Annotated in this window: 11 protein-coding genes; 6 read left to right on the top strand and 5 right to left on the bottom strand. The window is 62.2% G+C overall.

The window, feature by feature from the left end; all coding sequences use genetic code 11:
• Positions 1-8: 8 nt before the first annotated feature.
• Both HU767_RS00920 and mfd read right to left on the bottom strand, forming a co-directional pair.
• Positions 9-575 (bottom strand): CsiV family protein, encoded by a 567-nt coding sequence (locus HU767_RS00920; RefSeq protein WP_186705225.1) that lies wholly within the window; start codon positions 573-575, stop codon positions 9-11.
• Positions 576-585: 10 nt separating this feature from the next.
• Positions 586-4,035 carry a transcription-repair coupling factor gene (gene mfd / locus HU767_RS00925; RefSeq protein WP_072407814.1) on the bottom strand — a complete coding sequence of 1,150 codons (3,450 nt, stop codon included), beginning with the start codon at positions 4,033-4,035 and terminating at the stop codon, positions 586-588.
• A gap of 168 nt (positions 4,036-4,203) precedes the next feature.
• On the opposite strand from mfd, the gene HU767_RS00930 reads away from it, so the two are divergent.
• The gene (locus HU767_RS00930; RefSeq protein WP_186705223.1) at positions 4,204-5,667 is read left to right on the top strand and encodes a glyceraldehyde-3-phosphate dehydrogenase; all 1,464 of its coding nucleotides are present in this window, start codon (positions 4,204-4,206) and stop codon (positions 5,665-5,667) included.
• Positions 5,668-5,820: 153 nt separating this feature from the next.
• On the opposite strand, the gene HU767_RS00935 is transcribed toward HU767_RS00930, so the two are convergent.
• Positions 5,821-7,119 carry an MFS transporter gene (locus HU767_RS00935; RefSeq protein ID WP_186728220.1) on the bottom strand — a complete coding sequence of 433 codons (1,299 nt, stop codon included), beginning with the start codon at positions 7,117-7,119 and terminating at the stop codon, positions 5,821-5,823.
• 248 nt (positions 7,120-7,367) lie between these two features.
• On the opposite strand from HU767_RS00935, the gene HU767_RS00940 reads away from it, so the two are divergent.
• Both HU767_RS00940 and sthA read left to right on the top strand, forming a co-directional pair.
• Positions 7,368-8,417, top strand: coding sequence for an FAD:protein FMN transferase (locus HU767_RS00940; protein ID WP_186728222.1), 1,050 nt, complete (start codon positions 7,368-7,370; stop codon positions 8,415-8,417).
• A gap of 352 nt (positions 8,418-8,769) precedes the next feature.
• Positions 8,770-10,164 (top strand): Si-specific NAD(P)(+) transhydrogenase, encoded by a 1,395-nt coding sequence (gene sthA / locus HU767_RS00945; RefSeq protein WP_003183399.1) that lies wholly within the window; start codon positions 8,770-8,772, stop codon positions 10,162-10,164.
• 42 nt (positions 10,165-10,206) lie between these two features.
• Here the strand turns inward: sthA and HU767_RS00950 are convergent, their stop codons facing one another.
• Positions 10,207-10,929 (bottom strand): glycerophosphodiester phosphodiesterase family protein, encoded by a 723-nt coding sequence (locus tag HU767_RS00950; RefSeq protein ID WP_053120741.1) that lies wholly within the window; start codon positions 10,927-10,929, stop codon positions 10,207-10,209.
• Positions 10,926-11,522 (bottom strand): PilZ domain-containing protein, encoded by a 597-nt coding sequence (locus HU767_RS00955; protein WP_186705220.1) that lies wholly within the window; start codon positions 11,520-11,522, stop codon positions 10,926-10,928. Before HU767_RS00955 ends, HU767_RS00950 begins: the two co-directional genes overlap by 4 nt.
• 94 nt (positions 11,523-11,616) lie before the next feature.
• Between HU767_RS00955 and HU767_RS00960 the strand changes: the two genes are divergently transcribed.
• From HU767_RS00960 to HU767_RS00970, 3 genes are all read left to right on the top strand, one after another.
• Positions 11,617-12,867, top strand: coding sequence for a lipoprotein-releasing ABC transporter permease subunit (locus HU767_RS00960; protein ID WP_186728224.1), 1,251 nt, complete (start codon positions 11,617-11,619; stop codon positions 12,865-12,867).
• A gap of 7 nt (positions 12,868-12,874) precedes the next feature.
• On the top strand, positions 12,875-13,558 hold the full coding sequence (lolD, locus tag HU767_RS00965; protein WP_162843734.1) for a lipoprotein-releasing ABC transporter ATP-binding protein LolD: 684 nt from the start codon (positions 12,875-12,877) through the stop codon (positions 13,556-13,558).
• A gap of 63 nt (positions 13,559-13,621) precedes the next feature.
• Positions 13,622-14,866, top strand: a complete 1,245-nt coding sequence (locus HU767_RS00970) for a lipoprotein-releasing ABC transporter permease subunit (RefSeq protein WP_186728226.1) — start codon at positions 13,622-13,624, stop codon at positions 14,864-14,866.
• Positions 14,867-14,954 lie beyond the last annotated feature (88 nt).

Below are 14,954 nucleotides of genomic sequence, written 5' to 3' on the forward strand. Positions count from 1 at the left end.
CGCGCCAATCAGTCCGGAATGACTTCAGGTGCCTGCCGAGGTGCGGGCGCAGTCAGCGAAGTGATCTTGATCAACAGGCCGAGGTGACCGTTATCGAGGAAGTTCAGTTGGCCATTCTTGGTATGGCTCTGCTGTTTGAGGCGCTCGCTGGCGGTGACCAGACCATTGGCGTCGATCTGGTTGACCCAGAAATCGGCATCCACGTCGGTGAAACGCCCCAGTTTCAGTTCCAGGGTGCCCTCGATGGGAAACTGGCCGAACTGTTCAGTACCGTCGCTGATGGCGACTTTTCGGCCCTGTTCGCCGAGGGTCTGCTGCCAGGCCTTGTGCATCAATACGGTGTATTGGCCGCTGGCGGTGAGTTTCTCGACGACGTTGCCCAAGGCCGGCGTGCGCTGGCTGTCCGCGCCCAGGCGTTGCGCGCCGGCGTCCCAGTCTTCCGGTGCGGCGCGGCTGACAATCGCCGGCTCGGCGTTCTGGCGTACCAGGATCATTTCAACCTGATACAGGTCGTCGGCGAACGCCAGGGGAGCGACCAGGGTCAACAACAAGGTCAATGAGCGAAACAGGCGCATGGGGCGTCCTTCAAGCAGTGGTCGGAGTGAGGCGCTCGAACAGCGCCTCTACGGTATTGAAACGCTCTTCCGCGCGTTCCATGGGCACCATGAACTTGAACATCGTGGCGCCTTCGAACTTGTAGCGTTTGGGCTGGCCCTGGATCAACTTGATCAGCACCAGTGGGTCGACCGGCGTCTGGGCCTCGAACTCGATCCGGCCGCCATTGGGGCCGCCATCGACTTTCTTGATGCCCAGTTGCTCGGCCTTGAGCTTGAGCAGCGTGGTGCGCACCAGGTTCTTGGTCGGTTCCGGCAGCAGGCCGAAGCGGTCGATCATCTCCACTTGCAGGTCCTTGAGGCCTTCCTCGTCGCTGGCCGAGGCGATGCGTTTGTAGAGGATCAGCCGTGCGTGGACGTCCGGCAGGTAGTCTTCCGGGATCAGTGCCGGTACTCGAAGGTTGATTTCCGGCCCGCCGCCCAGGGGTTGGTCGAGGTTCGGCTGCTCGCCCTTGCGGATCGACTTGACGGCGCGTTCGAGCATCTCCATGTACAGCGTGAAGCCGACGGCCTGGATCTGGCCGCTCTGGCCGTCGCCGAGCAATTCGCCGGCGCCACGGATCTCCAGGTCGTTGGTGGCCAGCACGAAGCCGGCGCCGAGGTCCTGGGTGTTGGCGATGGCTTCCAGGCGTTTTTCCGCATCCGGGGTAATTTGCTGGCGCGGTGGCGTCAACAGGTAGGCATAGGCCTGGTGGTGGCTACGACCGACCCGGCCGCGCAACTGGTGCAGTTGGGCCAGGCCGAATTTGTCGGCGCGCTCGATGATGATGGTATTGGCGCTCGGCACGTCGATGCCGGTCTCGATGATGGTCGAGGCGATCAGCACGTTGAAGCGCTTGTGGTAGAAGTCGCTCATCACCTGTTCGAGTTCACGCTCGCGCATCTGTCCGTGGCCGATGCCGATGCGCGCTTCCGGCACCAGCTCGGCCAGGTCGGCGGCACATTTCTCGATGGTCTTCACGTCATTGTGCAGGTAATAGACCTGGCCGCCGCGCAGCAGCTCACGCAGCAGGGCTTCCTTGACCGTGCTTTTGTTCTGCTCCATGACAAAGGTGCGCACCGACAGGCGCCGGGCCGGCGGCGTGGCGATGATCGACAGGTCGCGCATGCCCGACACCGCCATGTTCAACGTACGCGGGATCGGCGTGGCGGTCAGGGTCAGGATGTCGACCTCGCTGCGCAGGGCCTTGAGCTGTTCCTTCTGGCGCACGCCAAAACGGTGCTCTTCGTCGATGATCACCAGCCCCAGGTTCTTGATCTTCACGTCGTCCTGCAGCAGCTTGTGCGTGCCGATGACGATGTCGATCTTGCCCTCGGCCAGGTCGGCCACGGCGGCGTTCACTTCCTTGGTGGATTTGAAGCGACTCATCACTTCCACGGTCACTGGCCAGTCGGCGAAGCGGTCGCGGAAACTGTTGTAGTGCTGCTGGGCAAGCAGGGTGGTCGGGACCAGGATCGCCACCTGCTTGCCGCCATGCACGGCAATGAACGCGGCGCGCATCGCCACTTCGGTCTTGCCGAAGCCCACGTCGCCACACACCAGTCGGTCCATGGGCTTGGGGGCGAGCATGTCGGCGCGCACGGCTTCGATGGTGGTCTGTTGGTCGACGGTTTCTTCGAAGGGGAAGCCGGCACTGAAGGTTTCGTAGTCGGCTTTCGGATCGGCGAAGGCGTAGCCCTCGCGAGCCGCGCGACGGGCGTAGATGTCCAGCAGTTCGGCAGCCACGTCGCGCACCTGTTCGGCCGCCTTGCGCTTGGCTTTCTGCCAGGTTTCCGAGCCCAGGCGATGCAGCGGGGCCAGGGCGTCGTCGCTGCCGGTATAACGAGCGATCAGGTGCAGGTTCGCCACCGGCACGTAGAGCTTGGCGCCCTCGGCGTATTCCAGGGTCAGGAACTCGGCGGCCTGGTTGTCGATTTCCAGTGTCGCCAGGCCCAGGTAGCGACCCACGCCGTGATCGATGTGTACCACGGGCGCGCCTTCGCGCAACTCGGTGAGGTTCTTGATGACGGCGTCGTTGGCGGCGTCGGCGCGTTTTTCGCGACGGCGGCGCTGCATGACCCGCTGGCCGAACAAAGGGCTTTCGGCGACCAATGCCAGGGCCGGGTCATCCAGCACCAGGCCGTCGTTCAGCGGCGCGATGGTGATCGCCAGGCGATCCTTGCCGGCAACGAAGTCCGGCCAGCTGTCGACAGTCTTCGGTCGCAGCTTCAAACGTTCGAGCAGTTCCAGCAGCACTTCGCGACGTCCCGCGGATTCGGCGGTGAACAGGACGCGGCCGGGGAATGCATCGAGGAAACCCGCCAGCGCCGCCAGCGGTTGCGTGGCCTTGGCTTCGATGGCCAGGTCCGGCAATGCCTTGGCCGGGAAGCGTTCACGGCCGACGCCGGTTTCCACGTCCTGCTGGCTCGCCACGACGCGCGGCCAACTCTTGAGGCGGGCAAAACAATCTTCCACCGGCAGGAACAACTCGGCTGGCGGCAATAGAGGCCGGGACGGATCGACGCGACGCTCTTCGTAGCGGTTGCGCACATCGTTCCAGAAATTTTCCGCCGCTTGCTCGATGCCCGGCAGGGAAAACACCTGGGTGTCCTGGGGCAGGTAATCGAACAGGGTGGAGGTTTCTTCGAAAAACAGCGGCAGGTAGTACTCGATACCGGCGGGTGTAATCCCGCTGCTCAGGTCCTGGAAGATCGGGCAACGCCGGAAATCCACATCGAAGCGTTCGCGAAAGCGCGCCTTGAAGCGGGTCACGGCGTCTTTCTGCAACGGGAATTCCTTGGCCGGCAACAGGCGGATCGACTGAACCTTGTCGATGGAGCGCTGGTTTTCCGGGTCGAAGGTGCGCAGCGTCTCGATTTCGTCATCGAACAGGTCGATGCGATATGGCAGTTTGCTGCCCATCGGGAACAGGTCGATCAAGGCGCCACGCACCGCGAACTCGCCGTGCTCATACACCGTGTCGACGCACCGATAGCCACTGGCCTCGAGGCGGGTACGCATTTGCTCGACGTCGAGCTTCTGGCCGATGTCCAGCACCAGGCTGCTGCCGAGCAAGAATTGGGTCGGGGCCAGGCGATGTAGGGCTGTGGTGATCGGCACTACCAAAACGCCATGACTGAGTTCCGGCAGCCGATAAAGGCTGGCGATTCGCTGGGAAATGATGTCCTGGTGCGGTGAAAACAGATCGTAGGGCAGGGTTTCCCAGTCCGGAAAATGCAAGACTGGCAAATCCGGCGCGAAGAAACTCAGCTCCTGTTCCAGCCGTTCGGCGCTTTGGCTGTCGGCGGTCAGTAGCAGGGTGAAACGCTTTGCAGCGCTGGCAGCCTCGGCGATGGCCAGGCTCAGGGCGGCACCGGGCAGGTTGCCCCAGTGCTGTTTACCTGCCGCGGCAGGGAGAAGCGGAAGACGCAGAACGGGCACGGAAGATTGAGCTCCAGCATTGCGACAAAGTCGACAATTGTAGCGGGGGAAGGGGGCTGCTGTCAGTCGCAGACTACCCAGGCAGGCAGGAAAACCACGGCGCGACGGGCGCGCATTGCTCCGCAGAGGACTCGGCGGCATAATGTAGCCCCTTTTTTCAGCCCCTACATGTGGAAGGTTACCGTGACTCAGAAGCCCGACCAGTGTCTTGGTGAATGGATTGATCGTGAAGCGCTCGCCGAAGCGATGATCCCTCTCATCGGTCAGCTCTACCGCAATAACAACGTGGTGAGCTCGATCTATGGCCGCAGCCTGATCAACCAGTCTGTCATCGCGATCCTCAAAGCCCACCGCTTTGCGCGCCACCGTTCTTCCGACGACAGCGAACTCTCCGTCCACGAAACATTCCCTCTGCTCAAGGCCATGAGCGAGCTCAAGCTCGGCGCGGCTTCGGTGGACCTGGGCAAGTTGGCGTTCAAATTCCGCAACGAAGGCAATGGCCGTAGCGCCGAGCAATTCGTACGTGAAGAGATGGCTGATGTGGTTGGCCAGCAGAACGTTTCGGCTCGCAAAGGCACTGACGTGGTCCTGTACGGCTTCGGTCGTATCGGCCGTCTGCTGGCGCGCATCCTGATCGAAAAAACCGGTGGTGGCGACGGCCTGCGCCTGCGGGCCATCGTGGTGCGCAAGGGCGCCGAGAACGACCTGACCAAGCGCGCCAGCCTGCTGCGTCGCGATTCGGTCCATGGTTCGTTCAACGGCACCATCACCATCGACGAAGAAAACAACACCATCACCGCCAACGGTAACCTGATCCAGGTGATCTACGCGAAGAACCCGACCGAGGTGGATTACACCCAGTACGGCATCAAGGACGCACTGCTGGTGGACAACACCGGTGTATGGCGTGACGCCGACGGCCTGGGCCAGCACCTGGCCTGCCCGGGTGTCGACCGCGTTGTCCTGACCGCGCCTGGCAAGGGCAAGCTGAAGAACATCGTTCACGGCATCAACCATGGCGAAATCACCGCCGACGACAAGATCGTCTCCGCCGCCTCTTGCACCACCAACGCCATCGTGCCGGTGCTCAAGGCCGTGAACGACAAGTTCGGTATCGTCAACGGTCACGTCGAAACGGTTCACTCGTACACCAACGACCAGAACCTGATCGACAACTTCCACAAGGGCGATCGCCGTGGCCGCAGCGCCGCGCTGAACATGGTCATCACCGAGACCGGTGCCGCCACCGCCGCCGCCAAGGCCCTGCCTGAACTGGCCGGCAAGCTGACCGGCAACGCGATCCGCGTACCGACGCCGAACGTGTCGATGGCCATTCTCAACCTGAACCTTGAGAAAGCCGCTACCCGTGAAGAGATGAACGAGTACCTGCGCTACATGGCGCTGCACTCCGACCTGCATAAGCAGATCGACTTCGTCAATTCCCAGGAAGTGGTGTCCACCGACTTCGTGGGCTCGCGCCACGCCGGTGTGGTGGATGCTGAAGCCACCATCAGCCAAGATAACCGCGTGGTGTTGTACGTCTGGTACGACAACGAATTCGGTTACAGCTGCCAGGTGGTTCGCGTGATGGAAGACATGGCCGGGGTAAACCCGCCAGCGTTCCCGCGCTAAGCGTTAGCCGCTTGTGAAAACGCCCCGACTTGTCGGGGCGTTTTTTTGTCTGGAGTTTGTGGTGCCTGGGCTGGCCTCTTCGCGAGCAAGCCCGCTCCCACAGGATGTACGCGGACAAACTGTGGGAGCGGGCTTGCTCGCGAAGGCGATCTGTCAGGCGCCGCCCACTACGGAAGCCTGCGCCGTGCGCAGTTCATGCCGATTACCCTTGAACAGCACCAGGGTGGCAATCAGCCCCAGCACTGCCGCCCCAGTGAGCCATATCCCCGGCGCGGCCTTGTTGTCGAGCACATGGATCAGGTAGGTACAGGCTGCCGGGGTAAACCCACCGAACGTTGCCGTCGCCAGGCTGTAGGCCAGGGAGAACCCGGTGGTGCGCACCTCGACCGGCATGATTTCCGTCAAGGCGACGACCATTGCACCGTTGTAGGATCCATACAGGAACGACAGCCACAGCTCGACGATCAACAAATGGCTGAAACTGGGGTTCGCCACCAGCCAGGACAGGGCCGGATAAGCGGTCAGGATCGCCAGGACAGTCGCACCGAGCAGCAGGGGTTTGCGTCCGATCTTGTCGGAAAACGCCCCCATCACTGGCAGCCAGAAAAAATTCGACAAGCCGATGCACACCGTGACCAGCAGCGCGTCCAGGTCCGACAGGTTCAACTCGGCCTTGCCGAAGGTCGGTGTGTAGGCGGTGATCAGGTAGAACGACACGGTGGTCATCACCACCAGCGCCATACCGGCCACGACAATTCCGAAGTTCTGACCGATGGAACGGACAATTTCCGACAGGCTGGGGCGATGTTTTCTTGCTTGGAACTCCGGTGTTTCTTCCAGCGAGCGACGGATCATGAAGATCGCCGGGACAATCATACAACCCACCAGGAACGGTACGCGCCAGCCCCAATCCCCCATTTCCTGGGGGCTCAGCCAGTGATTGAGGCCAACCCCCAGCAGACCGGCAAACACCACGGCGGCCTGTTGGCTGGCCGATTGCCAACTGACAAAGAAGCCCTTGCGCCCCGGCGTGGAGATCTCCGCCAGGTAAACCGACACGCCACCCAATTCCACACCAGCGGAGAAACCTTGCAGCAAGCGGCCGAGCAGCACCAGCAAGGGCGCCGCCACGCCGAGGACGGCATAGCCCGGCACGCAGGCGATCAGTATGGTGCCCATGGCCATCAGCACCAGGGTGATGATCAAGCCTTTGCGACGGCCGTGGCGGTCGATGTAGGCACCGAGAAAAATCGCCCCCAGGGGGCGCATCAGGAACCCGGCACCGAACGTGGCCAGGGACAGCATCAGCGAGGCAAACGCACTGTCGGCGGGGAAGAACGTCTTGGCGATGGCCGTGGCGTAGAAGCCATAGACCATGAAGTCGAACATCTCCAGGAAGTTGCCGCTGACAACGCGAAAAATCGCCTTGCCGTTGCTCGTATTGGAAGACATGGGTTGGTACTCACTCTGGTAAATCTTGTATGAAAGCGCTGCAATCCCTGTGGGAAGTCTTGTGAAGACCTGTGGGAGCCAATGGAGCCCTGTGGGAGCAAAGCTTGCTCGCGATGCAGACGATACGGTTCAACTGCAAGACCGCGTCATCGTTCATCGCGAGCAAGCTTTGCTCCCACAGGCTTCAACAGGTTCCCACAGGGCTCCATTGGCTCCCACAGGGTTTTTTGCACGCGCTGGCGTTCATAATGGCCGGCGCGGTTTTGAGGGGAGATGAAGATTTGTTAACTGGACGATGGATAGGGCTTGTGGTGCTGGCCGGCGTGTTGTCCGGTTGCGGCGGTGGCGACACCTTGGAGCGCTTCGACGGCCCGACCATGGGCAGTCACTATTCCATCCAGTACGTCAGGCCTCCCGCCGGGCCCGGTCCGAAAACGGTGCAGGCCGAGGTGGAAAACATCCTGGCCGAAGTGGATCGGCAATTCTCGACCTATCGCAGCGACTCGGACGTCGAGCGCTTCAATGCGCTGCCGGCCAACAGCTGCGAGGTCATGCCTGGCCCGGTCCTGGCGTTGATCCGCGTGGGCGAGCAATTGTCGGTCCAAAGCGATGGCTCCTTCGACCTGACGGTGGAGCCACTGTTGAACCTGTGGGGCTTCGGTCCCCAGTCCCGCGCAGAGCAAGTGCCGAGCGCCGAGGCACTGGCCGAGGTGCGCCAGCGCGTTGGCCACGACCATCTGCGCATTGAGGGCGATCGGTTGTGCAAGGATGCGGCGGTGGAAGTCGACTTCAACAGTATCGCCGCCGGTCATGCCGTCGACCGCATCGCCGCCAGGCTCCAGGCCCTGGGCATCGACAGTTACCTGGCCGAAGCCACCGGAGAACTCAAGGCTGTCGGGCGTAAACCTGATGGTTCGGCCTGGCGCATTGCCCTGGAAGAGCCTCGGGATGACCGGCAGGTGGCTGAGCGTATCATCGAGGTCAACGGCTACGGGGTTTCCACCTCGGGTGACTATCGTAAATATTTCGAACGGGGCGGCCAGCGTTATTCCCACACCTTTGATGGACGTACTGGTGCGCCGGTCCTACACAACCTGGCGTCCGTCACGGTGATTCATCCTTCGGCGATGATGGCCGATGGACTATCGACGCTGTTGCTGATTCTCGGTCCTGAACGGGGTTGGGACTATGCCCAGAAGCATGACATCGGGGTACTTTTCGTATTGCGGGATGGGGAGCGTTTCGTCAGCCGCACCAACGACATCTTTGAACGGATGACCCGTGGAAAAAACCAATGACCACTGAAGCGGGATTACCGTGGCGAGGGAGCTTGCTCCCGCTTGAGTGCGAAGCGCTCACAAAAATGGGGGGGGCGCTACGCACCCCAGCGGGAGCAAGCTCCCTCGCCACGATGATTTGGGCGAATCTTAAGTGAACGCTGACAGCGTTTTGAAAGGCTCCCTGTGGCGAAATAGCGCAGGCAAAACTAGCCTACGGCGCGACCAAGGGGTAATGTGCGCGGCGTTGACGCTTCTATAGACTGTGGCCGGGCGCGTGAACCGGCCTAAAATTGTTCCTTCATGCCGCCGGCCGGCATGATTTAGCCGTGGATGCCAAGCGTGGCATCGCGGCCTGTTCTGAGGAGTACGCATGGCTGTCTACAACTACGACGTGGTGGTACTGGGCTCCGGCCCGGCGGGGGAAGGCGCGGCAATGAACGCGGCCAAGGCAGGGCGCAAGGTGGCGATGGTCGACAGCCGTCGGCAGGTCGGCGGCAACTGCACCCACTTGGGTACCATCCCGTCCAAGGCCTTGCGTCACTCGGTCCGGCAGATCATGCAGTTCAACACCAACCCGATGTTCCGGGCCATCGGCGAGCCGCGCTGGTTCTCCTTCCCGGACGTGCTCAAGAGCGCCGAGAAGGTCATCTCCAAGCAAGTGGCCTCGCGTACCGGCTACTACGCCCGCAACCGCGTGGACGTGTTCTTCGGCACCGGCAGCTTTGCCGATGAGCAGACGGTCGAAGTGGTCTGTGGCAACGGCGTGGTCGAGAAGCTGGTGGCCAAGCACATCATCATCGCCACCGGTTCGCGCCCGTATCGCCCCGCCGACATCGATTTCAACCATGCGCGGATCTACGATAGCGACACCATCCTGAGCCTGGGTCACACCCCGCGTAAGCTCATCGTCTACGGTGCCGGCGTGATCGGTTGCGAATATGCCTCGATCTTCAGCGGCCTGGGTGTGCTGGTGGAGTTGGTGGACAACCGCGGCCAGTTGCTCAGCTTCCTGGACTCGGAAATCTCCCAGGCCCTGAGCTATCACTTCAGCAACAACAACATCACCGTGCGCCACAACGAAGACTACGACCGCGTCGAAGGCGTCGACAATGGCGTCATCCTGCATCTCAAGTCTGGCAAGAAGATCAAGGCCGACGCCTTGCTCTGGTGTAACGGCCGTACCGGCAACACCGACACCCTGGGCCTGGAAAACATCGGCGTGAAGGTCAACAGCCGTGGCCAGATCGAAGTCGACGAGAACTACCGCACCTGCGTGCCGAACATCTACGGTGCCGGTGACGTGATCGGCTGGCCGAGCCTGGCCAGTGCCGCTCACGACCAGGGTCGTTCGGCCGCCGGCAGTATTGTCGACAACGGCAGCTGGCGCTTCGTCAACGACGTGCCGACCGGCATCTACACCATTCCGGAGATCAGCTCGATCGGCAAGAACGAGCAGGAGCTGACCCAGGCCAAGGTGCCGTACGAGGTGGGCAAGGCGTTCTTCAAGAGCATGGCGCGTGCGCAGATCGCCGGCGAGCCGCAAGGCATGCTGAAGATCCTGTTCCACCGCGAGACCCTGGAAGTGCTCGGCGTGCACTGCTTCGGCTACCAGGCATCGGAGATCGTGCACATCGGCCAGGCGATCATGAACCAGCCGGGCGAACTGAACACGCTGAAGTACTTCGTCAACACCACGTTCAACTACCCGACCATGGCCGAAGCCTATCGGGTAGCCGCCTACGACGGGCTCAACCGGCTTTTTTGAGCGGCTCCGGCCGGTGGCCTGAGCCGGCCGGGGAGACCGATTTCAGCAATTCTCGAGGGTGGCAGTGGCCAAACCGGGAAAGTCTGTAATCAGGCTGTCAGCGCCAAAGTCGGCGAGCCTGCGCATGAGCGCGGGCTCGTTGACGGTCCACACCGACACATGCAGCCCCTGGCGCTGCGCCTTGGCCAGGCGTTCCGGCGTGCACAGGGTCCAGTTCAGCGCCAGAATCTCGCAGCCGTAGCTCTGGGCGACCTTCAACGGGTCGAGCCAGGCGTATTCGGCCACCAGTCCACGGGAAATGTCCGGGGTCAGGTCCAGGGCCGCCTTGAGCACTTCCCGGGAACTGGAAGTGATGGTGATCTTGTCCAGCAGCCCGAAACGCTGGGCCATTTCGCGGATGCCCAGCACGGTGGCGGCGGCGCGGGTGCGTGAAGCGCTCTTGACCTCCAATTGCCAATGCTCGAAATCACACTGCTCGAACAGCTCCTCCAAGCGCGGGATCGGGCACGGCTTGATCCATCCCGGGCCACCCTTGCGCGCATCGTAGGTCACCAGCTCGGCGGCGGAATGCTCCACCACCTTGCCGCGCCGGTCGGTGGTGCGCTTGAGGGTCGGGTCGTGGATCACCATCAACTCGCCGTCCATTGAAAGATGCAGGTCCAGCTCGCAACGGCGTACGCCGTGCTTGAGGCACTCCTGAAAACCGGTCAGGGTGTTTTCCGGCGCTTCGCCCTTGGCGCCGCGGTGGCCATAAATGAGGGTCACGGTTCTTCCTTATTGATGCCTGATTCGTTCAGTTCCCGGGCCAGGCGCCGCTCTTGCGCCTGTTTCTGCAGGATGTAGCGGGCCAGCAACTGGCGCTGGGCGTCGGTCGGGCGTTCGAACTCGGTGCCCACGTCGTAGCCGTCGCCCTTGGGGTCGCAGTGCGTGACCCGCGCCCGCAGCAGCAAGCCGAGGGCCTGGGGCATCAGCACCAGCTTGATCGACAGGTGCGCGCCGACGGCGATGGGGGTGGGGTATTGGAAGTCGATGCCGCCTTCGGAAATGATCACCGGCTGCGGATCGCCAATTTCGCCGAGCACCGTCAGGGCAATGACCTGGCTGAGCAGGTCGATGCGTTTGTTCATCGCCTTGAGGTACGCCGCGATGCTGCGTTCGCGCTCGCTGATCTGGCGCAGCAGGTGTTGCGACTCGAATTCGCTCAGGTGCAGTTCGCTGAGCAGATTGAACAATGGAGAAGCATCCTGCAACACTTCCTGGCCAGCAGCTTCAGGAATGGACAGGGGCCGAATTTCCAGTGCGATCGTGTCCTCGATACGGTAGTATTCGCGGCGATCTTCTTCATCTAATGTCGACATGGCGAACCCATGGTAGCGGCGGTGGTCTGAGTGTAAAGCTGGTTTGTGACCCCCGCCACAAGGACGTTCCTTTTCCCTCCGAACAAGCCCCGACATGTTCAGACCTCTCTTCGTATTTATCGGCACGCGTTATACCCGTGCAAAGCGTCGCAATCATTTTGTATCGTTCATTTCCCTGACCTCCATCATCGGTCTCGCCCTCGGCGTGGTCGTGATGATTGTCGTACTGTCGGTGATGAACGGCTTCGATCATGAGATGCGCACCCGCGTGCTGGGCATGGTGCCCCACGCGACCCTCGAAACCGGCGAAGCCATCAGCGACTGGCCGAGCCTGGCCGCCAAGGTCAAGCAGAACCCGCAGGTGCTGGCCGTGGCGCCCTTCACCCAGATGCAGGGGCTGCTGACCAACGACGGCAAGGTGTCCAAGGTCTTGCTCAACGGCATCGATCCCGGGCTGGAACGGCAGGTGTCGATCATCGACAACTTCATGAAGCAGGGCAAACTCGACGACCTGGCGCCGGGCAGCTTCGGCATCGTCATCGGCGACAAGGCCGCGGCGAAGCTCGGCGTGGCCATCGGCGACAAGCTGACGTTCGTGGCGCCGGAAGTCACCGTGACGCCGGGCGGCATGTTCCCGCGCATGAAGCGCTTTACCGTGGTCGGCATTTTCCATGTGGGTGCTGGCGAGCTGGACGGCTACCTCGGCGTGACCAATCTCCAGGATCTCGCCCGCCTGCATCGCTGGAAGCCGGATCAGGTCCAGGGCCTGCGCTTGAAGTTCGACGACCTGTTCCAGGCCCCTCGAGTGGCCTGGACTATCGCCCAGCAGCTTGGCGAAGACCGCTACTACGCCCGGGACTGGACCCGCACCCACGGCAACCTGTACCAGGCGATCCGCATGGAGAAGGCCATGATCGGCCTGCTGCTGTTGCTGATCGTCGCCGTGGCGGCGTTCAACATCATCTCCACGCTGGTGATGGTGGTGAACGACAAGAAGGGCGACATCGCCATCCTGCGTACCCTCGGTGCCACGCCGGGGCAGATCATGCGGATCTTCATGGTCCAGGGCACCTTCATCGGCGTCATCGGCACGTTCGTCGGCGCTTTGGTCGGCATGTTCGCCGCGCTGAATGTCAGCGCGGCGATCGCCGGCCTCGAAGGGCTGATCGGGCACAAGTTCCTCAACGCCGACGTGTACTTCATCGACTACCTGCCATCGCAGCTGCAGTCCGATGACGTGTTGATGGTCTGCGGCGCCGCGTTGGTCCTGAGTTTCCTCGCCACCCTGTATCCTGCCTGGCGTGCCGCGCGCACCCAGCCTGCGGAGGCGTTACGTTATGAGTGAGTCGGGCATGAGTGAAAAAGCAATCTTGAGCTGCCGCAACCTGGGCAAATCCTACGAGGAAGGCCCAGAGTCGGTGGTGGTGTTGTCGGGCCTGCAACTGGAGTTGCATCCAGGCGAGCGCGTGGCGATTGTCGGCACTTCCGGGTCGGGCAAAAGTACCTTGCTCAACCTGCTGGGCGGGCTGGACACGCCGACCGCTGGCAGCGTCTGGCTGGCCGGCGAAGAGCTTTCGGCGCTGAATGAGAAGGCCCGTGGCTTGCTGCGCAACCGGTCCCTGGGCTTTGTCTACCAGTTCCACCACCTGCTGCCCGAGTTCACTGCGCTGGAAAACGTCTGCATGCCGCTGTTGATCGGCCGCACGGCAATTCCCGAGGCTCGTCAGCGCGCCACGGCGTTGCTGGAGCGGGTAGGGCTGGGGCATCGCCTGGAGCACAAGCCAGCCGAACTGTCCGGTGGCGAGCGCCAGCGCGTGGCGATTGCCCGGGCCCTGGTCAATAAGCCTGGCTTGGTGATGCTCGACGAGCCGACCGGCAACCTCGACTCCCACACCGCCCAAGGCATCCAGGACTTGATGCTGGAACTCAGCACCTCGATGCGCACGGCGTTCCTGGTGGTGACCCATGACATGAACCTGGCCCGCCAGATGGACCGCGTCCTGCATTTGCAGGAAGGTTGCCTGACCCCCATCTGACCGACCGAAACCCGGTACTTGCTGCAAGTGCCGGGTCTTTTATTTGCATACGGTGCCCAGCGAATGTTCAGACCGTTATCGATTTTCATCGGCACGCGCTATACCCGCGCCAAGCGCCGCAATCGCTTTGTTTCGTTCATCTCCATGACCTCGATGATCGGCCTCGCCCTGGGCGTGCTGGCGATGATCGTGGTGTTGTCGGTGATGAACGGTTTCCAGCGCGAAATGAGCTCGCGCATCCTCGGCATGGTGCCTCACGCCACCATCGTTGGCATCAACCCGATCGACGACTGGCAGCCAGTGGCCGCCGCGGCGCTGAAAAATCCCGCAGTCACGGCGGCCGTGCCGTTTACCGAGATGGAAGGGATGCTGAGCCATAAGGGTTCGATGCAGCCGATCCAGATCAGCGGCATCGATCCGGCCCAGGAAGGCAAGGTGTCCATCGTTGCCCAGCATATCGTCCAAGGGCGTCTCGATGCCTTGAAACCGGGCGAGTTTGGCGTGGTGATCGGTGAGATCACGGCTCGGCGTTTTCGCCTGAACGTGGGCGATAAGCTGACCCTTATCGTGCCGGAAGTCAGCACCGCGCCAGGCGGCATCACCCCGCGGATGCAGCGCTTGAATGTCGTGGGTGTGTTCAAGGTCGGTGCGGAGCTGGACGGCTCCATGGCGCTGATTCACCTGGCCGATGCCGCGCAGATGCAGCATTGGCAGCCTAACCAGGTGCAAAGCGTGCGCCTGGCGGTGAAGGACTTGTACGCGGCGCCGAAGGTCTCTGGTGACATCGCCGCCGGTCTTGGTGCGAGTTACAAGTCTGACGACTGGACCCACACCCAGGGCAGCCTGTTCAGCGCCATGAAAATGGAAAAAACCATGATCGGCCTGCTGTTGCTGATGATCGTCGCGGTGGCGGCGTTCAACATCATCGCGACCCTGATCATGGTGGTGAACGACAAGGGCGCGGACATCGCGATCCTGCGCACCATCGGCGCCACGCCGCGGCAGATCATGGCGATCTTCATGGTCCAGGGCACGGTGATCGGCGTCGTCGGCACGCTGATCGGTGGCGTGCTGGGCGTGATCGCGGCGTTGAACGTCAGTGCGCTGGTGGGTTGGCTGGAGCGGGTCAGCGGCCAGCACATCTTCAGTTCCGACGTGTACTTCGTCAGCAACCTGCCGTCGGAACTGCAGCGTGGGGACGTGGTGCTGATCTGCTCGGCCGGGTTCATCCTGAGCTTCCTCGCCACCGTGTACCCGGCGTGGCGCGCGGCGAAGATCGAACCGGCGCAGGCGTTGCGGTATTCCTGAGGCCCTGCAACAGCGGATTTGCTGACTCACTGCAAGCCGACTGGCAAGTGACGATTGCCCTTGTGGCGAGGGAGCTTGCTCCCGCTGG

It is taken from the genome of Pseudomonas sp. SWRI179 (genome assembly GCF_014268705.1).
GTDB lineage: Bacteria > Pseudomonadota > Gammaproteobacteria > Pseudomonadales > Pseudomonadaceae > Aquipseudomonas > Aquipseudomonas zanjanensis.

Coding starts and splice junctions, on each gene's coding strand:
- sthA (WP_003183399.1), top strand. CDS start 8,770: ATGGCTGTCTACAACTACGACGTGGTGGTACTGGGCTCCGGCCCGGCG.
- HU767_RS00940 (WP_186728222.1), top strand. CDS start 7,368: ATGGCCGGCGCGGTTTTGAGGGGAGATGAAGATTTGTTAACTGGACGA.
- HU767_RS00960 (WP_186728224.1), top strand. CDS start 11,617: ATGTTCAGACCTCTCTTCGTATTTATCGGCACGCGTTATACCCGTGCA.
- HU767_RS00920 (WP_186705225.1), bottom strand. CDS start 575: ATGCGCCTGTTTCGCTCATTGACCTTGTTGTTGACCCTGGTCGCTCCC.
- HU767_RS00955 (WP_186705220.1), bottom strand. CDS start 11,522: ATGTCGACATTAGATGAAGAAGATCGCCGCGAATACTACCGTATCGAG.
- lolD (WP_162843734.1), top strand. CDS start 12,875: ATGAGTGAAAAAGCAATCTTGAGCTGCCGCAACCTGGGCAAATCCTAC.
- HU767_RS00935 (WP_186728220.1), bottom strand. CDS start 7,119: ATGTCTTCCAATACGAGCAACGGCAAGGCGATTTTTCGCGTTGTCAGC.
- HU767_RS00970 (WP_186728226.1), top strand. CDS start 13,622: ATGTTCAGACCGTTATCGATTTTCATCGGCACGCGCTATACCCGCGCC.
- HU767_RS00930 (WP_186705223.1), top strand. CDS start 4,204: ATGTGGAAGGTTACCGTGACTCAGAAGCCCGACCAGTGTCTTGGTGAA.